At 68.4% G+C, this 22761-nt stretch carries 25 protein-coding genes and 2 tRNA genes; 18 read left to right on the top strand and 9 right to left on the bottom strand.

Annotated elements, in window-relative coordinates; translation table 11 throughout:
* Window positions 1-44: 44 nt before the first annotated feature.
* Both CKO31_RS03605 and CKO31_RS03600 read right to left on the bottom strand, forming a co-directional pair.
* Window positions 45-953, bottom strand: a complete 909-nt coding sequence (locus CKO31_RS03605; RefSeq protein WP_200234138.1) for a Uma2 family endonuclease — start codon at window positions 951-953, stop codon at window positions 45-47.
* Between the two features lie 121 nt (window positions 954-1074).
* Window positions 1075-1827 (bottom strand): MBL fold metallo-hydrolase, encoded by a 753-nt coding sequence (locus tag CKO31_RS03600; protein ID WP_200234177.1) that lies wholly within the window; start codon window positions 1825-1827, stop codon window positions 1075-1077.
* 158 nt (window positions 1828-1985) lie between these two features.
* On the opposite strand from CKO31_RS03600, the gene CKO31_RS03595 reads away from it, so the two are divergent.
* The gene (locus CKO31_RS03595; protein ID WP_200234137.1) at window positions 1986-2834 is read left to right on the top strand and encodes an amidohydrolase family protein; all 849 of its coding nucleotides are present in this window, start codon (window positions 1986-1988) and stop codon (window positions 2832-2834) included.
* A gap of 27 nt (window positions 2835-2861) precedes the next feature.
* Here CKO31_RS03595 and CKO31_RS03590 read toward each other — a convergent pair whose 3' ends face one another.
* From CKO31_RS03590 to CKO31_RS03580, 3 genes are all read right to left on the bottom strand, one after another.
* Window positions 2862-3758: a Uma2 family endonuclease gene (locus CKO31_RS03590; protein ID WP_200234136.1), complete on the bottom strand. Its 897-nt coding sequence runs from the start codon at window positions 3756-3758 to the stop codon at window positions 2862-2864.
* Window positions 3759-4080: 322 nt separating this feature from the next.
* Window positions 4081-4497, bottom strand: a complete 417-nt coding sequence (locus CKO31_RS03585; RefSeq protein WP_200234135.1) for a type II toxin-antitoxin system VapC family toxin — start codon at window positions 4495-4497, stop codon at window positions 4081-4083.
* Complete coding sequence (locus CKO31_RS03580) at window positions 4494-4787, bottom strand: ribbon-helix-helix protein, CopG family (protein ID WP_200234131.1); 294 nt, start codon at window positions 4785-4787, stop codon at window positions 4494-4496. Before CKO31_RS03580 ends, CKO31_RS03585 begins: the two co-directional genes overlap by 4 nt.
* Before the next feature lie 142 nt (window positions 4788-4929).
* Between CKO31_RS03580 and CKO31_RS03575 the strand changes: the two genes are divergently transcribed.
* The 13 genes from CKO31_RS03575 to CKO31_RS03515 all read left to right on the top strand — a co-directional run bounded on the left by CKO31_RS03575 (window position 4930) and on the right by CKO31_RS03515 (window position 16671).
* Window positions 4930-5006: transfer RNA gene (locus tag CKO31_RS03575), tRNA-Val, on the top strand.
* A gap of 168 nt (window positions 5007-5174) precedes the next feature.
* The gene (thrS, locus tag CKO31_RS03570) at window positions 5175-7088 is read left to right on the top strand and encodes a threonine--tRNA ligase (RefSeq protein ID WP_200234129.1); all 1914 of its coding nucleotides are present in this window, start codon (window positions 5175-5177) and stop codon (window positions 7086-7088) included.
* A 41-nt stretch (window positions 7089-7129) separates the two neighbouring features.
* Window positions 7130-7705 carry a translation initiation factor IF-3 gene (infC, locus tag CKO31_RS03565; protein WP_438873999.1) on the top strand — a complete coding sequence of 192 codons (576 nt, stop codon included), beginning with the start codon at window positions 7130-7132 and terminating at the stop codon, window positions 7703-7705.
* A 180-nt stretch (window positions 7706-7885) separates the two neighbouring features.
* The gene (gene rpmI / locus CKO31_RS03560; RefSeq protein WP_200234127.1) at window positions 7886-8083 is read left to right on the top strand and encodes a 50S ribosomal protein L35; all 198 of its coding nucleotides are present in this window, start codon (window positions 7886-7888) and stop codon (window positions 8081-8083) included.
* Between the two features lie 15 nt (window positions 8084-8098).
* The gene (rplT, locus tag CKO31_RS03555) at window positions 8099-8455 is read left to right on the top strand and encodes a 50S ribosomal protein L20 (RefSeq protein WP_200234125.1); all 357 of its coding nucleotides are present in this window, start codon (window positions 8099-8101) and stop codon (window positions 8453-8455) included.
* A gap of 248 nt (window positions 8456-8703) precedes the next feature.
* A complete protein-coding gene (pheS, locus tag CKO31_RS03550) occupies window positions 8704-9738 on the top strand; it encodes a phenylalanine--tRNA ligase subunit alpha (protein ID WP_200234123.1) in 1035 nt (344 codons plus the stop codon).
* 241 nt (window positions 9739-9979) lie between these two features.
* Complete coding sequence (pheT, locus tag CKO31_RS03545; protein ID WP_200234121.1) at window positions 9980-12358, top strand: phenylalanine--tRNA ligase subunit beta; 2379 nt, start codon at window positions 9980-9982, stop codon at window positions 12356-12358.
* Window positions 12359-12467: 109 nt separating this feature from the next.
* Window positions 12468-12767, top strand: coding sequence for an integration host factor subunit alpha (gene ihfA / locus CKO31_RS03540; protein WP_200234120.1), 300 nt, complete (start codon window positions 12468-12470; stop codon window positions 12765-12767).
* Window positions 12748-13116: a MerR family transcriptional regulator gene (locus CKO31_RS03535; protein WP_200234119.1), complete on the top strand. Its 369-nt coding sequence runs from the start codon at window positions 12748-12750 to the stop codon at window positions 13114-13116. The genes ihfA and CKO31_RS03535 overlap by 20 nt, the downstream gene beginning before the upstream one ends.
* Window positions 13117-13189: 73 nt before the next feature.
* Window positions 13190-13266, top strand: a tRNA-Pro gene (locus CKO31_RS03530).
* A 443-nt stretch (window positions 13267-13709) separates the two neighbouring features.
* Window positions 13710-16079, top strand: a complete 2370-nt coding sequence (gene hypF, locus CKO31_RS03525; protein WP_200234118.1) for a carbamoyltransferase HypF — start codon at window positions 13710-13712, stop codon at window positions 16077-16079.
* A 42-nt stretch (window positions 16080-16121) separates the two neighbouring features.
* A complete protein-coding gene (locus tag CKO31_RS03520; RefSeq protein ID WP_322789084.1) occupies window positions 16122-16418 on the top strand; it encodes a BrnT family toxin in 297 nt (98 codons plus the stop codon).
* A 4-nt stretch (window positions 16419-16422) separates the two neighbouring features.
* The gene (locus CKO31_RS03515) at window positions 16423-16671 is read left to right on the top strand and encodes a BrnA antitoxin family protein (RefSeq protein WP_200234117.1); all 249 of its coding nucleotides are present in this window, start codon (window positions 16423-16425) and stop codon (window positions 16669-16671) included.
* A 101-nt stretch (window positions 16672-16772) separates the two neighbouring features.
* On the opposite strand, the gene CKO31_RS27150 is transcribed toward CKO31_RS03515, so the two are convergent.
* The 4 genes from CKO31_RS27150 to nadB are packed head-to-tail and all read right to left on the bottom strand — an operon-like array spanning window position 16773 to window position 19215.
* Window positions 16773-16901, bottom strand: coding sequence for a hypothetical protein (locus tag CKO31_RS27150; RefSeq protein ID WP_274607686.1), 129 nt, complete (start codon window positions 16899-16901; stop codon window positions 16773-16775).
* A gap of 43 nt (window positions 16902-16944) precedes the next feature.
* The gene (locus tag CKO31_RS03510; protein WP_322789083.1) at window positions 16945-17352 is read right to left on the bottom strand and encodes a type II toxin-antitoxin system VapC family toxin; all 408 of its coding nucleotides are present in this window, start codon (window positions 17350-17352) and stop codon (window positions 16945-16947) included.
* Between the two features lie 11 nt (window positions 17353-17363).
* Window positions 17364-17564, bottom strand: coding sequence for a type II toxin-antitoxin system VapB family antitoxin (locus tag CKO31_RS03505; protein WP_322789086.1), 201 nt, complete (start codon window positions 17562-17564; stop codon window positions 17364-17366).
* Between the two features lie 19 nt (window positions 17565-17583).
* Window positions 17584-19215, bottom strand: a complete 1632-nt coding sequence (gene nadB / locus CKO31_RS03500) for an L-aspartate oxidase (protein ID WP_200234114.1) — start codon at window positions 19213-19215, stop codon at window positions 17584-17586.
* A 492-nt stretch (window positions 19216-19707) separates the two neighbouring features.
* On the opposite strand from nadB, the gene rpoE reads away from it, so the two are divergent.
* The 4 genes from rpoE (at window position 19708) to CKO31_RS03480 (ending at window position 22655) form a co-directional block, all read left to right on the top strand.
* On the top strand, window positions 19708-20286 hold the full coding sequence (gene rpoE, locus CKO31_RS03495; RefSeq protein WP_200234112.1) for an RNA polymerase sigma factor RpoE: 579 nt from the start codon (window positions 19708-19710) through the stop codon (window positions 20284-20286).
* Window positions 20287-20432: 146 nt separating this feature from the next.
* A complete protein-coding gene (locus CKO31_RS03490) occupies window positions 20433-20960 on the top strand; it encodes a sigma-E factor negative regulatory protein (RefSeq protein ID WP_200234110.1) in 528 nt (175 codons plus the stop codon).
* 14 nt (window positions 20961-20974) lie between these two features.
* Window positions 20975-22003, top strand: a complete 1029-nt coding sequence (locus CKO31_RS03485) for a MucB/RseB C-terminal domain-containing protein (RefSeq protein WP_200234108.1) — start codon at window positions 20975-20977, stop codon at window positions 22001-22003.
* Between the two features lie 163 nt (window positions 22004-22166).
* On the top strand, window positions 22167-22655 hold the full coding sequence (locus tag CKO31_RS03480; RefSeq protein ID WP_200234106.1) for a SoxR reducing system RseC family protein: 489 nt from the start codon (window positions 22167-22169) through the stop codon (window positions 22653-22655).
* Window positions 22656-22761 lie beyond the last annotated feature (106 nt).

Raw genomic sequence — 22761 nt, 5'->3', positions numbered from 1 at the left:
TCGGCAATGCCATCCGAGGCGACACCAACAGACGCCATCGACGCTCAGGCACCGTCCCGATCCCCCGTCTGCGCCCGCAGTCGGGCCAGCTCGGCCTCGGCCTCCCGGGCACGGCGCTCGGCCTCAGCGCGGGCCTCGGCTTCGGCATCGGCGCGGTTGGTCTCGGCCTCGGCGCGCTCGGCCTCGGCCGCCGCCCGCTGGGCTTCAGCTTCGGCCCGCTGCGCTTCGGCCTCCGCCCGCTCGCGGTCCTCGCGCCACTTGGGCAGCACGAAGTCCGCATACACCGGGTCATCGCGCAGTGCCTCATCCTCGGGCTGCTCGACGAGGTCGGAAAGCCGGAACTGGAAGCCGGGCAGCACCCGGGAGGCGAGGACGCCGTCCTGCGGCTCGATGGGCGCATAGATGCCCGCGTCGTTCAGGCGGTAGAAGCGCTGGTACTTGGGCTCCCTGTGCAGGATGAAGTACTCGGGCACGCCGGCCGCAGCGTACTCCGCCTTCTTGGTGAGGGTGTCGCGCTCGATGCTGCGCCGGTCCTGATCCGACAGTCCTTCCAGGCAGATGTCGAAAATGCCGTGGTAGCTCCTGTCGTGGAAGAGCAGGGGCTGCAGGTTGTCGTTGTGCACAATGCCGAGGTCCGGCTTGCGGATGACCACGCGGTCGCGCAGGCGCATCCGAAAGCCCATCTCCAGCCCGACATGCCTGGCGATGGGCCGCGTCTTCAGGAAATGGCTCAGCAGTAGCAGGAGCCAGTGGCAGACGCAATAGGTCGCGTAGTCGGACACCGGCTTCTCCTCCAGGCGGCCGTCGTTCCATTCGTAGTGGATGTCGGACTCGAAGTAGTAGTCGCGCCAGTAGGTGTCCTCGGAGACGAGGCGACCCGCTTCCGACTCCGGTGTCGGCGGTGGGTCGTCGGGTCCGGCGATGCGGGGATCGGCGACGGCGGTGCTCGACATGGACTTGATCTCCCATTGCAGGGGCCTGGCCGAGCCTAGCACGGGTCGGCGTGCGATGAGCAGCCTTGGGTGACAGTCACTTGGCGTCGCTGGCCCAAAGCCGGCGGCCTCGCGGCTTGCCTCAGCCCTGATCGCTCGCCGCACAGGGCCCGCGGAACTGCTCCGGCACGTCCGCCGGGCACTCGCCGCAGGCCTCGTTGCCGGGCACGGCGAAGTCGATCTTGCGCGGGTAGGGCAGGTCGAGCCCGTCCATCAGCGCCACGAAGTCTTCCTTGCCGCGGCCGCCGCCCAAGCGCGGGTTGCGCGCCTTCTCCTGGGCGATGCTGGAGACGAAGCGGTGCTCGTAGTCGTGGCCCGGGTAGACCAGGGTCTCGTCCGGCAGCGAGAACAGCTTGTTGTGGATGCTGTTGTAGAGATCCCCCGCGCTGCCGGACTGGAAGTCCGTGCGCCCACAGGCCTCGATGAGCAGCGCATCGCCGGTGAAGACGAACTTCTGAATCGGCGTGTCGATGAGATAGGCGTGGTGGTGATCGGTGTGGCCCGGCGTGAATAGCGGATGCAGGCTCACCGAGCCGACCGCGAAGGTCTCGCCCTCCTGCACGCCGATGTCCTGGCAGGGCAGGCCGAGCATCTTCGGATAGGCCGTCTTGCAGCCGGTGCGGCCCTTCAGGCGCTTGGCGCTGGTGAGGTGGTCCGCGTGGACATGGGTCTCCAGCGTGGCGGTCAGGGTCAGGCCCAGGTCCTTCAGCACCTGCAGGTCGCGCTCCACGGTGTCCAGCACCGGATCGATGAGGATGGCCTGGCGGGTGTCCTCGCAGCCGATGAGATAGGTGTAGGTGGAGGAGTCTGCCTCCAGGAGCTGTTTGAAGATCATGGTCACTGTGCCTCTGCATGGGTTTTTCAATGGATCGGGCCGATTGTCGGGGGCGGCCCGCTGTGGCACAACCGCGGCCAAACCGTCCTTGGGAATGTTCGATGCCAGACACAGGCCCCGCCGGTAGATCTGATGTCCCGCGCTCGCGTCGCCGGTGCTTGCCGGCCTGCGCCCTCGCCGCTGCGCTGCTGGCCGGTGGCAGCAGCGCGCCCGCCGGGCCGCCGCAGCCGCCGCTGTTCGACGCCCACCTGCACTACACCGGCATCGATGTTGCCGCGCTGCCGCCGACGGAGATCATCGCCATCTTCGATGCCGGCGGCGTCACTCGCGCCGTGGTCTCCGGGATGCCCACCAGCGCCGTGGAGCGCCTGCACGCGGCAGCCCCCGAGCGGATCATCCCCTTTCTGAATGTCTACAACGCACCGGGCGCTAAGCGCGACTGGATGCACGATAAGACCCTGCCGGAGCGGGTCGCCGAGCTGCTGGACGCGGCGGGCGGCATCTACCGCGGCATCGGCGAGCTGCACATCTTCGCCGAGGATGCGCAGAGCCCGGTGCTGATGGCGCTGGCCGACATGGCCGCCGAGCGGGGGCTGATGCTGCAGATCCACGGCGATGCTGAAGTTATCGATGCCGTCTTCGCGCGCCGGCCCAGGGTTACCGTACTCTGGGCACACTTGGGCACCAAGCCGAGACCGCAGGCCATCGCACCTGTGCTGGCCCGACACCCAAACCTATACGCGGATACCTCGGTGCGCGATGGGCGCTTCGTGGACGAGCAGGGGCGGCTCAAGCCCGAATGGCGGGCGTTCTTCACGGAGCACGCCGATCGCGTGCTGGTGGGTGTCGACACCTTCTGGACCCGCCGCTGGCGGCGGTTCGACGAAGTCGCTGCGGAGATCCGCGGCTGGCTTGGACAGCTGCCGCCGGCGGTGGCCGACAAGCTCGCGCACGGCAATGCCGAGCGGCTGTTCGACGACGGGGCACAGCCTGGGCCGCTCCGCTGAAGCCCTGCTGCCGCCGCGGGTTGCGCGTCAGTCGCCCTGCGCGTCGTCGAGCCGGGCACGCAGGCGGGCGAGGGCCGCCTCGGCGTCGCGGGCGCGGGCTTCCGCGTCGGCCCGCGCCGCGCCCTCGGCCTCGGCGCGGGCAGCTTCGGCCTCGGCCCGCTCGCGGTCCGCTCGCCAGCCCGGCAACACGAAGTCGGCATACACCGGATCATCGCGCAGCGCCTCGTCGTCGGGCTGCGCGGTCAGGTCTGAGCCGCGGAACCGGAAGCCCGGCAGCACCTGCGAGTGGATGACGCCGTCGGCGGGCTCGATGGGGACGTACAGGCCCGACTCGGTGCGGGTGAAGAAAGCCTGGTGCTCGGGGTCGGCATGCAGGATGTAGTACTCGGGCACGCCGGCGGCGGCGTATTCGCCCTTCTTGGTGACGGCATCGCGCTCGATGTCGCGCCGCTTGAGCTCGGGCAGGGCCTCGACGCAGAGGTCGAACACGCCGTGGTAGCTCGCGTCGTGGGGCAGCAGCGGCTGCGGATTGTCGTGACGGACCACCCCGAAGTCCGGCTTGCGGACCACCACCCGGCCGGGCAGCCGCAGGCGAAAGCCCATGTTCAGCGTCACGTAGGTGGCGATGGGCCGGGCCTTCAGGTAATGCCTGAGCAGCGCCATCAGCCATTGGTAGACCAGGATGGTCGCGTAGTCGGACACCGGCTTCTCCTCCACGCGGCCATTATTCCATTCGTATTGGATGTCGGACTCGAAGTAGTAGTCTTCCCAGTAGGTCTGCTCGGAGACGTATCGGCCGTCTTCGGAGCCCGGCGTGAGTGTCCGGTCGGTGTCTTCCACAAAGTCCGGAGGGTCGGCCAGGTCGGCGCCGGCGCGGCGCTCGGTGGCAGCATGGGCGGCGTTGTCTGCGGCGGTTGTGGGCATGGTGGGGCGTGATTCCCGACGGCCGGCTTGAGTCGAGACTAGCATGCGCCGGATCGGATCGTGCAGGACAGGGCGCCTGTCGCGACGCGCCTCGGAGAGCTCCCCAGGACGCAGTCCTGCCTCACGGGGGATACGCTTCGCTTATCCACCCGATGCGTGACACCGCGGAGCGGTGTCACGAGAGAGCGCGAGCCTAGCGGCTCAGGCGCTGGCCCATGGCTGGCGTGAAGCGTGGGCGCCCTGGGGGTGCCGAGCTTCACTCGGCCGCCCGCCGCAGGCGGGCTCGTGCACAGGCTGCACATCGCCGCCGGCGGGGACTTCCTCAATCCGGCAGCAACAGATTGCGAAAGGGCTCGCGCTGCTTCCAGCGGTAGGCCCGGGAGTCGCGCCGATCCGTGCTCAGGATGCGGCCGTCGCCGAGGTGCTCGGCGAGCAGCACGGCGGAGGCGTCGGCCAAGTCCATGGGCAGTGCGGCGTAGCGGCGCATCAGCAGTGCCGCCCGCGCCGGCGCATCCGGCGGCAGGTCCCAGACCTGGAAGGCGCGTCCGGCGCGCTCCAGCAGCGCAGGCGCGGCATCGGGGCTGACGCGCCGTGCGAGCAGATGGCTGGTCTCGGTGAGGATGGGCCAGGTGGTGATGAGCTGGCCCCGGAAGCGCTCATAGGCTTCGGCGGCAAGCGCATGGTGGCTGTCGCGCCGGAACAGCAGCGCGACCCAGAAGCCGGTGTCGGCGATGATCATCCGGCGGCGCGGCTAGTTTGGCCGTCATCGCCGCTGTCCGGTGCCGAGTCGTCGGCCCAGAGGTAACGCTTGTAGTCCGCGGACAGATCGGTGGGGGCGTCAGCGCTGCCATCGAAGGCGCCCACCAGCGCGTCCAGGCCCGCGGCGTCGCGCTCGGCCCGGTGGCGGACCTCGGCGTAGTAGTGCTCGATGGATTCCCGCACCACGTCAGATAGGCTAAGGCCGGTCTGCTGCTGGAGATAGTCGAGCTTGTCCGCCGCGTTGTTGTCGAGACGGGCGTTGATGCGCATGTTCGGACACCGGTCGGCTGCGACATACGCTGTATGCTAGCCTGATGCTGCAATAGGTGCAAGACGGCCAGGGGGCGGATCATGCGATCATGCCCATACCGTTGCGTGGATGCGCCGGGCCGGGTTATAGTGCGCAGCTTGCAGGCGCGTAGCTCAGCTGGTTAGAGCACCACCTTGACATGGTGGGGGTCGGTGGTTCGAGTCCACTCGCGCCTACCACACTCGGGCCGCCGGCCTCCTGGGCTTGGCGGCCTTCCTTTTTCTACCAAGGCCCCGGATGCAGTGTCGCGCTCGTCGCCTTCATCGGCGGCCCGAGGCGATGGGGGCGAAGCCGAATCACGCGATCCCTCGTATCGATCGCCACTGAACGCAGTCGAGGCAGCAGCCATGCCCCAGATCACCCTCCCCGACGGCTCCGTGCGGAGCTTCGAGCACCCCGTGACGGTGCAGGATATCGCCGCGAGTATCGGCCCCGGGCTCGCCAAGGCCACCCTTGCCGGGCGCGTTGACGGCAGGCTGGTGGATGCGAGCTTTGTGGTGGATGACGACGCCGAGGTGGCCATCGTCACCAGCCGCGACGAGGACGCCCTGGAACTGCTGCGCCACGACGCCGCGCATGTGATGGCCCAGGCGGTGCAGGAGCTCTACCCCGGCACCCAGGTCACCATCGGCCCCGCCATCGAGAACGGCTTCTACTACGACTTCGCCCGCGACGAGCCCTTCACGCTGGAGGACCTGGAAGCCATCGAGCAGCGGATGCACGAGATCGTCAAGCGCGACCTACCGATTCAGCGCGAGGTCTGGGACCGCGAGGAGGCTAAGCGCGTCTTCGGCGAGTTGGGCGAGGCGTATAAGGTCCAGATCATCGACGAGAACATCCCCGAGGGCGAAGACGTCTCGGTCTACCGCCAGGGCGAGTGGTTTGACGTCTGCCGCGGCCCGCACCTGCCGAGCACCGGCAAGCTGGGGCAGGGCTTCAAGCTGATGAAGCTGGCCGGCGCCTACTGGCGCGGCGATGCCGGCAACGAGATGCTCCAGCGCATCTACGGCACCGCCTGGCGCGACAAGAAGGAGCTCAAGGCCTATCTGCACCGCCTGGAAGAGGCCGAGAAGCGCGACCACCGCAAGCTCGGCAAGCAGCTGGACCTGTTCCACTTCCAGGATGAAGCCCCCGGCATGGCCTTCTGGCACCACAAGGGTCGGGTCATCTACCGCGAAGTCGAGCGCTACATGCGCAGCAAGCTGGACGAGTACGACTACCAGGAGATCGAGACGCCGCAGGTGCTGGACCGCTCGCTGTGGGAGCGCTCGGGCCACTGGGAGAAGTTCGCGGACGACATGTTCACGACGCAGCTGGACGACCACGACTTCGCCATCAAGCCCATGAACTGCCCCGGGCACATCCAGATCTTCAACCAGGGTCTGAAGAGCCACCACGACCTGCCGCTGCGCCTGGCGGAGTTCGGCGTCGTGCACCGCAACGAGCCCTCGGGCACCCTGCACGGGCTCATGCGCGCGCGCCGCTTCACCCAGGACGACGCCCATGTCTTCTGCACCGAAGATCAGCTCCAGGCGGAGGTGGCGACTCTCATCGACATGGTCTTCGAGACCTACCGGGACTTCGGCTTCGATAGCATCGAGCTGGCGCTGTCCCTGCGCCCCGATAAGCGTGTCGGCAGCGACGAGCTCTGGGACAAGGGCGAGGCGGCGCTGGACCAGGCGCTGCGCGACAAGGGTCTGGATTTCAAGGTGCAGCCGGGGGAAGGCGCCTTCTATGGGCCCAAGATCGAGTTCACGCTGCACGACAGCATCGGCCGCGCCTGGCAGTGCGGCACCATCCAGGTGGACTTCTCCATGCCGGGGCGGCTCGGGGCCGAGTATGTCGCCGAAGACAACACCCGCCAGGTGCCGGTGATGATCCACCGCGCGATCCTCGGCTCCATGGAGCGTTTCATCGGCATCCTCATCGAGCACTATGCGGGCGTCATGCCGGTTTGGCTGGCGCCGGTGCAGGCCGTGGTCATGAACATCACCGACCGCCAGGCCGATTACGTGCGCGAGGTCACTAAGACGCTGCATGACAAGGGATTCCGCGTGGAGCTCGACTTGAGGAATGAGAAGATCGGCTATAAAATCCGCGCCCACACGCTGCAACGGGTACCCTACCTGCTGGTGGTCGGTGACCGCGAGGTGGAGCAGGGCGAGGTGGCCGTCAGAGATCGCAAGGGGCGGGACCATGGCGCGATGCCGGTGACGGCCTGCATCGACATCCTGAGCGCCGCCGTCGCCGAGCGGACCTGAGCGCATCGCCCCCGGCCCGGGGGCTATTCGGCGACGGCCGGGTGACTATCGCGCCCCGTTCGCTTGCTTGTTTCGAGTTCCGTAAGGAGGAGCCTGCTATCGCTGCACCAAAACGCAATCGCGTCAACGACGAGATCACGGCCCAGGAGGTCCGCCTGATCGGCGCGGACGGGAATCAGGTCGGGGTTGTGGACCTCGGCACCGCCAAAGAAAAGGCCACAGAGGCCAGTCTCGATTTGGTGGAGATCGTGCCGAATGCCGAGCCGCCGGTCTGTCGGCTCATGGATTTCGGACGCTTCCTGTTCGACCAGAAAAAGAAGAAGTCCGAGGCGCGCAAAAAGCAGAAGCAGGTACAGGTCAAGGAGGTCAAGTTCCGTCCCGGAACCGACATCGGCGACTACCAGGTCAAGCTGCGCAATCTGCAGCGCTTCCTGAGCGAAGGGGACAAGGCCAAGGTGACCATGCGCTTTCGCGGTCGCGAGCACGCCCACCGCGAGCTGGGGCTCGAGCTCCTGCGTCGCGTGGAGAGCGACCTCGCGGACATCAGCACCGTGGAGCAGCAGCCCCAGATGGAAGGGCGGCAAATGGTCATGGTGCTGGGGCCGCGCAAGAAATAGCGCCGGCGCATCGCGCCGGTCGCGCCGGTGCGCCAAGCGCGCCGGCAGCAAAGGCTCGCAGGTAGCGCGAGCCCACAACCAGCGGCCCCGGGCCAGGGCTTCCGGCAAGCCGCATCCAAAACCCGATAAGCCGAAAACCGAGCGGCAGCCCGGTTTTGGCTTAATAGACGGAGAATCCAAATGCCCAAACGCAAGACCAACCGCGGCGCGGCGAAGCGATTCGCCCGCACCGCCTCCGGCGCCTTCAAGCGCATCGCCTCGCACCGCCGGCACATCCTCACCAAGAAGAGCAGCAAGCGCAAACGCCATCTGCGCAAATCGCACCTGCTCGACCAGGCCGATGTGCGCGCGGCGCGTCGCATGATCCCTTACTGCTAGCCGGAGGTCCGTCCCATGCCAAGAGTCAAACGCGGCGTCACCGCTCACGCCCGCCACAAGAAGGTCCTGAAGGAGGCCAAGGGTTATTACGGTGCCCGCAGCAAGGTCTACCGGGTCGCCAAGCAGGCCGTCATCAAGGCCGGGCAGTACGCCTATCGCGACCGCCGCCAGCGCAAGCGCGACTTCCGCTCCCTGTGGATCCAGCGCATCAATGCTGCCGCGCGCATGAACGGCCTGTCCTACAGCCGCTTCATGAACGGCCTGCAGAAAGCCGGCATCGACATGGACCGCAAAGTGCTCGCCGATATCGCCTATCACGACGAAGCCGCCTTCTCGGCCATCGCCGAGCAGGCCAAGGCGGCGCTCGGCTAGCGCGATCCTGCGGGGCCCGCGCTCGGCAAGCAGGTGCAGCGCGCCGCACTGGCCCGGCGCTCGGCCTGGGTTGGCCGCGCGCTGCCGGCCCTCACTGACACGGGCTCGACGGCCGGCGAGGCACGCTCCCGGCAGTACCTGCGGCGTTGTACCGGCGTCGCTCGAGGGGGTGGCGTTTGCGCCTGCCCTAGAGCCAAACTCCAGAGCAGTCCCAGCGCCTACTTTTCCAGCGCTACGAATCAGGACCTATGAGCGACGGCAACGCCACCGACCTCGATGCCCTGCATCGCGCCGCTCTCGCGGCCATTGCGGCCGCCGGCGACCTGACAGCGCTGGATAGCGTTCGGGTCGAATACCTCGGCAAGCAGGGCCGCCTGACCGCGCAGCTCAAGTCGCTCGGCACCCTCCCGAAAACGGAGCGACCGGCCGCCGGGCAGGCCATCAACCGGGTCAAGGCGGAGCTTCAAGCGGCGGTGGAGGCCCGCAAAGCCGAGCTGGAGCAGGCGGGGCTGACGGCGCGGCTCGCCACCGAGCGCATCGACGTCACCCTGCCGGGCCGCGGTCAGCGCATCGGCGCCGCCCACCCGGTGACCCGCACGCTGGAGCGCATCGACCAGCTGTTCGCCAACGCCGGCTTCAGCGTCGAGGAGGGCCCGGAGGTCGAGGACGATTACCACAACTTCGAGGCCCTCAACATCCCGGCGCATCACCCCGCCCGGGCGATGCACGACACCTTCTATTTTCCGGACGGCCGGCTGCTGCGCACCCACACCTCGCCGGTGCAGATCCGGGTCATGGAGCATCGGGAGCCGCCGTTTCGGGTCATCGCGCCGGGGCGGGTCTACCGTTGCGACTCGGATCTGACCCACACGCCCATGTTCCATCAAGTGGAAGGCTTCCTGGTGGACGAACAGGCGACTTTCGCCGACTTGAAGGGCGTGCTCTACGATTTCCTGCGCAACTTCTTCGAGGACGACGCGCTGAAGCTGCGCTTTCGGCCCTCGTATTTTCCGTTTACGGAGCCCTCGGCCGAGGTGGACGTGCAGTGCGTCAAATGCGGCGGCAGCGGCTGCCGGGTCTGCAAACAAAGCGGCTGGCTGGAGGTGCTGGGCTGCGGCATGATCCATCCGGCGGTGCTCGGCCACGTGGACATCGACGCCGAGCGCTGGCTCGGCTATGCCTTCGGCATGGGCGTCGAGCGTCTGGCGATGCTGCGCTACGGCATCGACGACATCCGTTTGTATTTCGAGAACGACCTGCGTTTCCTGCGGCAGTTCGCGTAATCGGGCCGGACAGCGGCGTCGCACGCGTCAGCGAGCCGCGGGTGAGTATCGTCATCGTTGTCGATGATCGGGCTCCCTGACACGGACGCTTGCGCCGACGACGACGAAGCGCCGGCAGTTCCAATTGCAGCCGTGCGGAGTCAGGCGCCCAGCGCCCAGCGCCCGCGGTGGAGCGGGCTTCGCCCCCTTAATAGAGCTGCGGCGCCGCGCAGAGCCGCTTGCCTCAGTGGAGATGTGATCCATGCGCTTCAGCGAAGCCTGGCTGCGGGAATGGGTCGACCCGCCGCTCGACACCCAAGCCCTCGCCGATCAGCTGAGCCTTTCCGGACTGGAAGTGGATGCCCTGGAGCCGGCGGCCCCGGCCTTCAGCGGTGTTGTCGTCGGCCATGTGCAGGCCGTGGAGCCGCATCCGGACGCGGCCAAGCTGCGCGTCTGTCAGGTGGACACCGGCGACGGCGAGCTGCTCGGCATCGTCTGCGGTGCGGCCAATGTCGCCGCCGGCCAGCGCGTGCCCGTGGCCACCGTCGGCGCGCGGCTACCGCGGGACTTCAAGATCAAGCGCGCCAAGCTGCGGGGTGTAGAGTCCCACGGCATGATCTGCTCGGCGGCGGAGCTCGGCCTCGCTGAGAGCGCCGAGGGCATCATGGTGCTGCCCGGCGATGCCCCTGTCGGCGAAGACCTGCGCGCCTGGATGGCGCTGGACGACCAATGCATCGAGCTGGACCTGACGCCGGATCGGGCGGACTGCCTGAGCGTCGCCGGCGTCGCCCGGGACGTGGGCGTGCTGAACCGCGTGGACGTGCGCGCACCGCGCATGGCGCCGGTGCCGCCGGCCATCGACGCTGCCGTGCCCGTCGAGCTGACGGCGCCCTCGGCCTGCCCGCGCTACCTGTGCCGGGTGGTGCGCGGCGTGGACCTGCGTGCGCCGACGTCGCTGTGGATGCAGGAGCGCCTGCGCCGCAGCGGCCTGCGCCCGCTCGGCATCGCCGTGGACGTGACCAACTATGTCCTGCTGGAGCTGGGGCAGCCCATGCACGCCTTCGACCTCGCGCGAGTCGACGGCGGCATCACGGTGCGCCTGGCCCGGGACGGGGAGACGCTGGCTCTATTGAACGGCGAGACGGCGACCCTGCGGGCGGACACCCTGGTGATCGCCGACCGCGCCAAGGCGCTGGCGCTCGCCGGCATCATGGGCGGTGCCGACAGTTCCGTCGGCCCGGGCACCTGCGACATCCTGCTGGAGAGCGCCTTCTTCGCCCCCGCCGCCATCGCCGGCAAGGCGCGCAGCTACGGACTGCACACGGACTCTTCTCATCGCTTCGAGCGTGGTGTGGACCCCACCGGCTGCGCCCGCGCCATGGAGCGCGCCACGGCGCTGCTGCTGGCGGCCGGCGGCGGCGAGCCCGGCCCCGTGGTGGCGGCGGCCGCCGCCGATCAGCTGCCCGAGCCGCCGGCGATCGCGCTGCGCCGCCGCCGCATCGAGCAGGTGCTGGGCTTGGGCTTCGAGGACGCGGCGGTGACGGACATCCTCGGGCGACTCGGCATGCAGCTGACGGCCACCGATGACGGCTGGCAGGCCGTGCCGCCGGCGAGCCGCTTCGATATCCAGCTGGAAGTGGACGTCATCGCCGAACTCGGGCGGGTGCACGGCTATGACCGCATCCCGGTCACCCATGCCCGCTCCGCTGCGGTGACCCGGGCGCCGCTGGAGATGGCCTATGACCCGGCGCGCTCGCGGCGGCTGCTGCTGGATCGCGGCTGGTTCGAGGCCGTCACCTACAGCTTCGTGAGCCCGGAGCTGATGCGGCTCGTCGATCCGGATCAGACCCCCTTGGCGCTCGCCAACCCACTATCCGCGGAGCTGTCGGTGATGCGCACCAGCCTCTGGCCCGGATTGCTGCAGGCGCTGCGCCAGAACCTGGCCCGGCAGCAGTCACGGGTGCGGCTGTTCGAGGCCGGGCTGCGCTTTCGCCCGGACGGCGAGGACCTGCACCAGGAGCCCATGCTGGCCGGGGCGGCGGTGGGGCCTGTGCTGCCGGAGCAATGGGGCGCACCGGGGCGCGAGACGGACTTCTTCGACGTCAAGGCGGACGTGGAGGCGCTGCTGGCTGTGGCGGGCTGTGCCGAGGCGGTGCGCTTCGAGCACGCCGAGCATCCGGCACTGCACCCCGGGCAGTGCGCGCGCCTGGAGCGCAACGGCGACGCCTTGGGCTGGGTCGGCGCCATTCACCCGTCCCTGGCCGCGCAGCTCGACCTGCCGGCGACGGTGCAGCTGTTCGAGCTCGCCACGGCGGGGCTCGGCGGCGGACCGCGGCCGGCGTTCGACGCGTTGTCCAAGTTCCCGTCCATCCGCCGGGACCTCGCCATTGTCGTCGACGCCAACGTCACCTTCGAGACTTTGCGCCATGTTGTACAAGCCGCCGCCGGCGATTTGCTGCGCGAAGTGGTGCTGTTTGATGTGTACGTTGGCGAAAAGGTCGATTCAAGTCGAAAAAGCATGGCGTTGGGATTGATTTTACAAGACGTTTCTCAGACACTTACGGATGATGACGTGGCCGCGGTCGTCAAGCGGGTGTTAGCGGCCCTGCGCCGCGACACCGGGGCCGAGCTGCGGGCCTGACGCAGCCGTCGCGGCCCGGCCGCGATGCCCCTGGGCTTGCTGGCTCCGACCCGCGCGCTGCCAGCTCAGCCACGCCACCGCCGCAGGCAGCATTGCAACGAGACGCTCTATGGCATTGACGAAGGCAGACATGGCCGAGTACCTCTACGAGGAGCTCGGCCTCAACAAGCGCGAGGCGAAAGAGGTCGTCGAATCCTTCTTCGAAGAGATCCGTACGGCGCTGGAGGGCGGTGAGCAAGTCAAGCTCTCGGGCTTCGGCAACTTCGATCTGCGGCAGAAGAAGCAGCGCCCCGGGCGTAATCCCAAAACCGGCGAGGAGATCCCCATCACGGCCCGCCGCGTGGTGACCTTCCGACCCGGCCAAAAGCTCAAGTCGCGGGTCGAAGCCTATGCCGGACTCGACCGATAGCGTCGACGATCTTCCGCCGATCCCCGGCAAGCGCTATTTCACCATCGGTGAGGTCAGCGAGCTGTGCGACGTCAAGCCGCACGTGCTGCGCTACTGGGAGCAGGAGTTCCCGCAGCTGAAGCCCGTCAAGCGCCGCGGCAACCGCCGTTATTACCAGCGCCATGACGTGGTCACGGTGCGCCAAATCCGCTCGTTGCTCTACGAGCAGGGCTTCACCATCGGCGGCGCGCGCCAACAGCTCTCCGGGGAGAACGCCAAGCACGACAGCTCACAAAGCCACCAGATCATCCGCCAGATGCGCCTGGAGCTCGAAGACCTGCTGCACGACTTGAAGCGGCGGCAGCACTAGCAGGCCGCGTCCGCGCAAGCGGGCTTTCGCAATATTGCAGATGCCGGGGCTGCTTGCGTATACTGGGCGGCTTCCGGGCGTAGCGCAGTCTGGTAGCGCACCACAATGGGGTTGTGGGGGTCGCAGGTTCGAATCCTGCCGCCCGGACCAAACAAGAACGCGGCCTTGGCTGGCGCCAAGGCCGCGTTTTTTGTGCGCGCCTGCGGCGCTCCGAGGGCCTCGATCACAGCTCCGACCATTCGGGCAGGTGCAGGGCTTAGGTCGTAGGGCGTAGGGTGGACAAGCGCAGCTCCGTCCACCAGTGGCCCGGGGTGGACTTCGCTGTCGCTCGTCCACCCTACCGGTCGCGCTGACGACCAAGCCCCGCGGGCGCACCCTGCGTAGCCGGGGCTTTCAACCTTGATTGTGGCAGGCCAGTATGGCCTGACTACGCAGTCAGCGCCCAAGGCGGTCGGAGTTATGATCAAGGCCGCTGCGAGAGCTTCTCTTAAGCCTGGTAAGAGCAGTTCACCACGAAGCACACGCAGATCACGAAGAGCTCCTGCGATATCGAGTCCGGGAATCATCAGCGCAGCGCGCTGGTCCATAGCGACATGGCGAAGACACCAGCACCGCAGGGCGAGTCCGCATCCGACGACGCGGGCGCGCTGATCCGCGTGCGCGGACTGGTGCAGGGCGTCGGCTTCCGGCCCACAGTCTGGCGCTTGGCCCGGGCGCTCGGGCTCGCCGGCAGCGTGCGCAATGACGGCGACGGTGTGCTGATCCGTGCGGCGGGCTCCGCGCCCGCCATCGACGCCCTGTGCCGGCGGCTGCGGGCGGAACAGCCGCCGCTCGCGCGCATCGACAGCATCGAGCGGAGCGTCTGGGGCGGAGCCGGCGCGGTCGGGGCCGACTTCGTCATCGAGCACAGCGCCGCCACCGGCGTGCACACCGGCGTGGTGCCGGACGCCGCCACCTGCCCGGCCTGCCGGGCGGAGATCGCCGACCCCGCCGATCGCCGCCATCGCTATCCCTTCACCAACTGCACCCACTGCGGCCCCCGGCTGTCCATCGTCCGCGCCATCCCCTACGACCGCGCCAACACCAGCATGGCCGTGTTCCCCATGTGCCCGGCCTGCCAGCGCGAATACGAGGACCCGGCAGATCGGCGCTTCCATGCCCAGCCCAACGCCTGCCCGGTGTGCGGACCCAGGGTCTGGCTGGAGGATGCCGCGGGTAACGCGCTGGACCCGACCGCCGCGGGTGCCGCGGACGCGCTCGCCGCCGCGAGCGCGATGCTGGCGGCAGGCCGCATCCTGGCCATCAAAGGCATCGGCGGCTTCCACCTCGCCTGCGACGCCGCCAATGCCGAGGCGGTCGCCGAGCTGCGCCGCCGCAAGGGCCGCTATGCCAAGCCCTTTGCGCTGATGGCCCGCGACCTGGATGTCATCGCCGGCTACGCCGAGCTGGAGCCGGGCTCGGCAGAGCTGCTCGCGCAGCCGGCGGCGCCCATCGTGCTGCTGCCGGCGCGGGCGCCGGCCGGTCTCGCTCCGGGGGTGGCGCCGACGCAGACGACGCTCGGCTTCATGCTGCCCTACAGCCCGCTCCACCACCTGCTGCTGGCGGACTGGGATCGGCCCGTGGTGATGACCAGCGGCAACCGCAGCGACGAGCCCCAGTGCATCGACAACGCCGACGCCCGCCGACGCCTCGGGGGCATTGCCGATGTGCTCGTGCTGCACGACCGCGACATCGTCAACCGCGTGGACGACTCGGTGGCGCGCATCATGGACGGCGCCCCGCGGCTGCTGCGCCGCGCCCGCGGCTTTGCGCCGGCGCCCCTGACTCTGCCGAAGGCCATGGCGGCGCTGCCGCCGGTGCTCGCCATGGGCGGCGAGCTCAAGAACACTCTCTGCCTGCTCCAGGACGGCCAGGCCGTGCTCTCCCAGCACTTGGGCGATCTCCATGACGCCGCCACGGCGCGGGAGTTCGAGCACACCATCGAGCTCTATCGCCGGCTCTACGAGCACAAGCCCGCCGCGGTGGCCGTGGACGCACACCCGAGCTATCACGCCTCCCGGGTGGGCCGGGGTCTGGGCGCGGAGCTTGGTGTGCCCGTCCTCGAGCTCCAGCACCACCGCGCCCACATCGCCGCCGTGCTCGCGGACAACCAATGGCCGGCGGACGGTCCGCCTGTGCTCGGCGTCGCGCTCGACGGCTCCGGCTACGGCGACGACGGCAGCGTCTGGGGCGGGGAGTGGCTCGTCGGCGGGTATACGAACCTGCTCCGGGTCGCGCATCTGCGACAAGTGCCGCTGCCGGGGGGCAGCAAGGCCATCCTGGAGCCCTGGCGGATGCTCTTCGCCCATCTGGACGCCGCCTTCGGCTGGGATACCTTCGTGCTCGAGCATGCGGACCTGCCTTTGGCACAGGACTTGGCCGCACGCCCGGTCGGGCTGCTCCGACGCATGCTGGCGGGCGACATCAACGCCCCGCTGACATCGTCCTGCGGGCGGCTCTTTGATGCGGTCGCGGCGGCAGTGGGCATCTGCACGGACGCCATCGCCTACGAGGGCCAGGCGGCCATCGAGTTGGAGACCCATTGCGGCCCCCTGGAAGAAGCCACCGGCTATCCGTTCGCATTCACGGATCAGGCCGGTGCACGCGTACTGGACCCGGCGCCCATGTGGCGGGCCCTGTGCGACGACCTCGCCGCCGGCGCCGATGCGAGGCAGGTGGCGACGCGCTTCCACGGGGGCCTCGCCGATGCACTGACCGAGCTGTCGGTAGAGCTGGCGGCGGCCCATGGCGTAGCGACCGTCGCCTTGTCCGGCGGCGTGCTACAGAACCGCACCCTGTTCGAAGCGCTGTGCGCACGGCTGCGGGCAGCGGGTCTGGACGTGCTCACCCACCACCGCGTGCCGAGCAACGACGGCGGGCTCGCCTTGGGCCAGGCCGTCGCCGCTGCACTCCTGATGCACTAGAACGACGGGCCGTGGCCTTGCTGCTGGTCAAGTCGGGCGTTTGTGCATACACTCGGGCTCACGGATATCGACTTCGCGTGGTACGAGATCAAGCGCCAGGCGAATCGGCGCAAGCACGGAGTCGACTTCGCGGATGCGGTGGAAGTCTTCTACGACGACCTGTCCTGCTCAATGCGGGACCCTGACCACCACGCGGAGCAGCGCTTCCTGATCACCGGTACGGACGCCTTCGGCCGCGTGCTGCTGGTGGTCTACGCCCAACCCGACCACCAGATCATCCGCCTCATCTCCGCGCGCCCGGCAACGCCTGCCGAGCGCCGGCACTACGAGCAAGGCTGAACCCATGCGCGACGAGTACGACTTCACCGACAGCCAGCGCGGCGCCATCGTCAAGAGCAACAAGGAGCGGATCACCATCCGTCTCGATCCGGACATCATCGAGTGGTTCCGCGGACGGGTTCGCGGCGGCGGCAACTACCAGAGCCTCATCAATGAGGCCTTGCGCGAGCACATCGAGCGCAAGAGCGGCGCCGACCTCGAGACAACGCTACGTCGCGTCCTGCGCGAGGAGCTGACCGCCGCCAATCTCTGACGCACTCCGTCAGTCAAGCGTCGACCCTGGCGGTCAGCCTATGGCCGGGCTCGCCTCGCGGAAGCGCTCCGCCGCCGACCCCTGCTGTGCTGCCGCCGGCGCTATTGCCCGCCGCCGAGCACCTGGTCGAGCGTCAGCTCGATGGCGTCGAAGGGCGGGATGCGGACGCGGCGGCGGTTCGGCTCCTTGAGCGTGGCGATGACCTGGTAGCTAACGACGGGCTGAACCAAGATTGTTAAAGCGACAAGGGGCAATTTGCCGCGAGAATCCGTATCAGGGGTCCGAGCCCGGCACCGGGGCGATGTCGGTCTGGGAGAAATCTTGGCCTTTGAACAGAAGGGGCAGGCCACGCACCTTGGCCAGAGCGTAGCTGAAGATGTCGCCGAAATTGAGCCTGGCTGGGTGCCCGCTGCCTTTGCCGTAGGCAATGGATGCGGCGAACGCGGCATCCGCTTCCGGCGGTCCGGGCGGAACGATCTCGAAGTCTGGCAGCCGCAGAAGATCGTTCAGCAGCACGACCGCGGGCTCGCCGCTTCGACCGTGTACGACCATGCGGGTCTCCACGGCCGATACGCTGGTGAGCAGGACCTTGTCGGCCTCCTGGATGGCCCTGAGAAAGGCATGGCGGTCGGGCTCGGCAAAGACAATCGCCACCAGCGCTGAGATATCGGCGACGATCACGCCAGCGGCGCTCACTGGGGCAGACCGTGACTATCCCAATCCAACGGATCGAAGGCGTCGGCGCGGTCGGGGAGGCGGTCGATCTGCTGAAGAAGGGCTGCCATCTGGGCGGCCGAATTTGCCGGAGCGACGGTCTCGGCGAGCAACTGGTCGACGGCCCGCTCGACGGCGGCTGTCTTTGACAGGCCGGTTAGCTTCGCTAACTGCTCCACCCTCGTCAAGCAGCGCAACCTAACCTAGCCACCGCTCCGGCCGCGGCCGATACCGATCCGGAATCAGCAGCGTCGGGCTCAGCTGGGTCGCGTCCGGCAGCGGGTGATCCAGGGTGTAGTGCAGGCCGCGGCTCTCGCGGCGGCGCTGGGCGGATTGGACGATGAGGTCGGCGACTTCCACCAGATTGCGCAGCTCCAGCAGGTCGGTGTCGACGCGGAAGTCGCTGTAGTTCTCGATGATCTCCTGGCGCAGCAGGTCGATGCGGCGCTTGGCGCGCATCAGGCGCTTGTTGGTGCGCACGATGCCGACGTAGTCCCACATGAAGCGCCGCAGCTCCTCCCAGTTGTGGGAGATGACGACTTCTTCGTCCGGCACGGTGACGCGGCTGGCATCCCAGGGCGGGGCCGCCGGGGGCTCGGGCCAGCCGTCGGCAAGGGATTCGATGTCCTGCGCCGCCAGCTCGCCGAACACCAGGCACTCCAGCAGCGAGTTGCTGGCCATGCGGTTGGCGCCGTGCAGGCCGGTGTAGCCGGCCTCGCCGATGACGTAGAGCCCGGGGCGGTCGGCGCGGGCGCGCGCGTCGGTGACGATGCCGCCGCAAGTGTAGTGCGCCGCCGGCACCACCGGCAGGGGCTCGGTGGTCATGTCGATGCCGAGCTCTAGGCAGCGGGCGTGGATGGTGGGGAAGTGCTCGCGGATGAATTCTGGCTCGCGGTGGCTGATGTCCAGCAGCACGTACTTGCTGCCGATGCGCTTCATCTCGTGGTCGATGGCGCGGGCGACGACGTCGCGCGGCGCCAGCTCGGCCCGCTCATCGAAGCGCGGCATGAACCGATCACCGTTCGGCAGCAGCAGCCGCGCGCCTTCGCCGCGCAGGGCCTCGGTGATGAGAAAGGACTTGGCCTTGGGGTGGTAGAGACAGGTCGGGTGGAACTGGATGAACTCCATGTTGGCGGTGCGGCAGCCGGCCCGCCAGGCCATGGCGATGCCGTCACCGGTGGCCACGTCCGGGTTGCTGGTGTAGAGGTAAGCCTTGCTGGCGCCGCCGGTGGCGATGACCACGAAGCGCGCGAGGAAGGTCTCCACCTCACCACTGACGCTGTTGAGGCAGTAGGCGCCGATGCAGCGGTGCTCGTCGGCGCCGACGCGCAGGGCGTCGATGAGATCGATGGCGGTATAGTGCTCGAACAGATCCACGTTGGACCGTGCCCGCACCTGCCCTTCGAGGGTGTCTTCGACGGCGCGTCCGGTGGCATCGGCGGCGTGCACGACCCGGCGGTGGGAGTGGCCACCCTCGCGCGTCAGGTGATAGCCCTCGGCGTCTCGGTATTGCTCGCCACGGGTAAATTGCACCCCTTCGCCCAGCAGCCAGCGGATATTTTGCGGGCCCTGCTCGACCACGAGGCGCACCATGGTCTCGTCGCAGAGTCCGGCGCCCGCGCTCAGTGTGTCCTGCACGTGCGACTCCACCGAATCCGCGGCGTCCAGCACGGCCGAGATACCGCCTTGGGCGTAGAGCGTGTTGCCTTCGCGCAGCTCGCGCTTGGATAGAACAGCGACGTTGAGCTCGGGGTGGAGCCTGAGTGCCAGGCTCAAACCGGCGGCACCGCTGCCGATGATGAGCACGTCGTGGCGGTGGGGTGTCGTCATGGGCGGGTCCGAGGATGGGGTTACGGCGATCATCGCACGACAGGGCGCAGCATCGGCAGCCGGGGCCGCACGGTGGGCAGGCGGCTCGTCCTGAGCCGGGGTGCGCGCGGCACAAGCTAGCGTAACTGCTGGCGGCCCGTGGATCGGTCAAGGTCGCGAGGCCTGGCGGCTCAGCCTTTGTTTGGCGGCTCGAGTACTGCGTCTGGTTTCTGGGTAGACAAAGTTTTGACATGTTTCGATATAGCATGGTCAAAGCCTGAAAAACCGCAAGAGACCCATTTTGATGCAATGGTTTGCCCGCATGTAGCTGAGCATCAACTCGGGTGGCGCGCGTCGCTGACGGTGCGCGAGCCTACACGCGACGGGGCGCTGGCTTTGCGCTGTGTCAGTCTGGATGCGGCGGCGTGCGAACTTAACTGTGCTGGTGAGTGTCAATGGCAACATGCAACAGGCGCGGTCCGGCTCGCCGCTCATGCGGTGCCGGGAGGCGCCATGAGTGAGCGGGAAGCGGACCAGGCGCTGGTGGAGCGGGCGCAACGCGGCGATGGGCGTGCCTTCGACTTGTTGGTGCTCAAGTACCAGCAGCGTGTGTCGGCGCTGATCGCCCGCTACTTGCGCGACAGCAACGAAGTCATGGACGTGACACAGGAGGCCTTCCTGAAGGCCTACCGTGCGCTGCCGGGCTTTCGGGGCGAAAGTGCGTTCTACACCTGGATCTACCGCATCGCCATCAACACGGTGAAAAATTATATGGTCGCCCAGGGTCGGCGGCCGCCGGGCGATGACGTCGAGGCCGAGGTGGCGGAGCAGATGGATGTTGGCATCCGTCTGCGCGAGCAAGCGACGCCGGAGCGCGAGCTGCTCACCGACGAGATCGCCGAGAACGTGCAGGCCGCGCTGGACGGCCTGCCGGAGGACCTGCGCACGGCCATCGTCCTGCGCGAGCTCGAAGGCATGAGCTACGAGGAAATCGCGACGGCCATGTCCTGCCCCATCGGCACGGTGCGCTCACGCATCTTTCGGGCGCGGGAGGCGATCGACAAGCGGCTGCGGCCCCTGCTGATGTCCTGAGACGGGGCTGCGCCGGATCAACGCAAATGCAGAGGCCGCCCGCCCGACGCGGCCGGTCCTTGAAGGTCCGAGCGCAGTCGGCATGATGTGCAGCCGACGCAGAAGACCATCGTCACACAACTGAAAGCCTTTTCCGGGGGTTCGATATGAGCACGGAGCAGCAGCGGCAGCGTGTCTCGGCCCTAATGGATGGTGAGGTCGGTCGGTTTGAGGCCGCCGCCGCCGTCAACGATTTGATGCGCTCGCCGGATCTGGCCGGGCGTTGGGAGCGCTGGCACGTGATCGGTCGCGCGCTGCGCCACGAGCCGAACGACATCGCCGCACGGGAGACGGCCGCACGGGTGCGGGCGTCCATTGATGACGACAGTCGGGTACCGGCGGTGTCGTCGACGACGCGCGCCGCCAACTGGATGCGGCGGCCGGTGGTGGGAGCCGTCGCCGCAGGGCTGTTGGTGCTGGGCCTCGCCGTCGTGCTGAGGAGCCCGTTGCTGCCGTATCTGGATACGCCCCGTCTCGCGGCAGCCGATACGGCGGAGCGCTGGCAGCAGCCCGATCCCGCCGTGCGCGCCAGACTCGACCGGCTGTTGGTGACGCACCAAGAGCAAGCCGCAGGAATCGGCCGCTCGGGCGTCGCCGCTTACGCCGCGGTCATCGGCTACGAGCGTCGGCCCTAATGCGGCGAGCGACCATGCCGACGGTCCGAGCACGCGTTGGCGCGCCGATGCGGCTCTGGTGTCGCGTGCGGCGCGAGCTGCGACCCCTGCCACTAGCCGCCCTGGCCTCGCTCTGGCTGCTGTGGACGGCAAGCGCCCATGCCGGCGGCGACCCGCGCCTGTTGCTCGAGCGCATGAATCAGGCGCTGGAGCAGGTCCAGTTCGAAGGCACGCTGGTTTACCTCCACGGCGGGGACCTGGCGGCTTTGCGTGTGAGTCACCGCCTGAACAACGGAATGCCGGGTGACAGCCTGTTGTCGCTGACAGGGCCGGTGCGCGCACTCTCCCGCCATGCGCAGGGGGTCACCTGCATGCTGCCGGACGCCGCGCCGCTCACGGTCCGCAAAGGCCACGGGCACAGCCGCTTCCTGCGCAGTGTGCCCTTGGACTTCCCGCAGCTGCGCAGACACTATCGGATCGAGTCCCTGGGGCGTTTTCGCATCGCCGGTCGCGACACCAGGGTAGTGGGTGTGCACGCGAAGGACGACTATCGCTACGGCTACCGCTTCTACATCGACGAAGCGAGCGGCCTGCCGCTGAAAGTGGACCTGCTCACCGGCGACGGCCAAGCGATCCAGCAGATCATGTTTACGGACATCGATATCGACCTCGACGCTGCCGGCGGCCAGCGAGCCTTTGCGCCCCCGGTGGATGCGCCGTCGCAAGCACCGGCAGCGATGACCGGGTCGGAGGCTGAGGCGCCGCAGCAAGCGGGCGTCGTGGCGACGCAGCTGCCGCCGGGCTTTCGCATCATCTCCCGCGATCGGTTGGTGCGGGACGACGGCAAGGACATCCACCAGCGCGTGGCCAGCGACGGCCTGGCGTCCTTCTCCATCTACGTGGAGCCCCCGATGCACGGCGCTTTGATGGGACAATCCCGGCTCGGCGCCGTCACCGCTGCTGGCGGGCGGGTCGGCGGCCATCAAGTCACCGTGGTGGGGGAGGTGCCACCGGCGACTGCGCAGATGGTGTTGGAGCATATCGAGGTTGCGGATTCTCCGTGAGCGAGGCGTATCCTGCGCTCGGGCGTTGCGCCCGGGTGTTGCGCCCGCCTGGCGCGGTGCCGTCGCCGGCGGCTGATTGCTGCGCATTGCGCGCGCCGCCGCGCCGACCTATCCTGCTGCCATACCTGCTGCCATAGAAGAAGCCCGCCGGGATGAATCGCCCTTGATCGAAGAACAAGCTACAGTCGTGCGCGCGACCCACGGCACTGCATGGGTCGAGGCGGTGCGCAGCAGCACCTGCGGCAGCTGCAGTGCCGCCGCGGGCTGCGGCACGTCGCTGCTGGATCGCTTCCTGGGCCGGCGCCCGCTGCGATTGGAAGTCGCCAACAGTCTCGACGTGGCCACCGGGGATCAGGTCATCGTCGGCGTGCCCGAAGGGGCCATGCTGCGGGCTGCTGCAGCGGCCTATCTCGCCCCGCTGCTCGGCTTGATTCTGGGGGCCGTCCTCGGACGCCATCTGCCGCTGCTGTGGGCAGCGCCCCCGACGCCCGGCGGTCCGGAGTGGCTGAGCCTGCTGGGCGGAGGCCTCGGCTTCTGGATGGCGCTGCGGTGGGTCGCGCGCTACAGCCGCTCGCTGGCGCAAGACCGGCGCTTTCGCCCCGTGCTGTTGCGACGCGCGCCGCCGGCTGCCGTCAGCGTCTCCTTCGGCTGAGCCGCCAGCCGGTCGCGGGGCCGGCATTCGGGGCATCAGCACCCGCCTGATCAAGCCCCAGCGCCAATACCGGGCCGAGCACCAGGCCGAGCACCAGGCCGAGCAC

Source organism: Thiohalocapsa halophila (assembly GCF_016583825.1).
Taxonomy (GTDB): domain Bacteria; phylum Pseudomonadota; class Gammaproteobacteria; order Chromatiales; family Chromatiaceae; genus Thiohalocapsa; species Thiohalocapsa halophila.
This window is presented reverse-complemented; position numbering and strand designations above follow the sequence as displayed.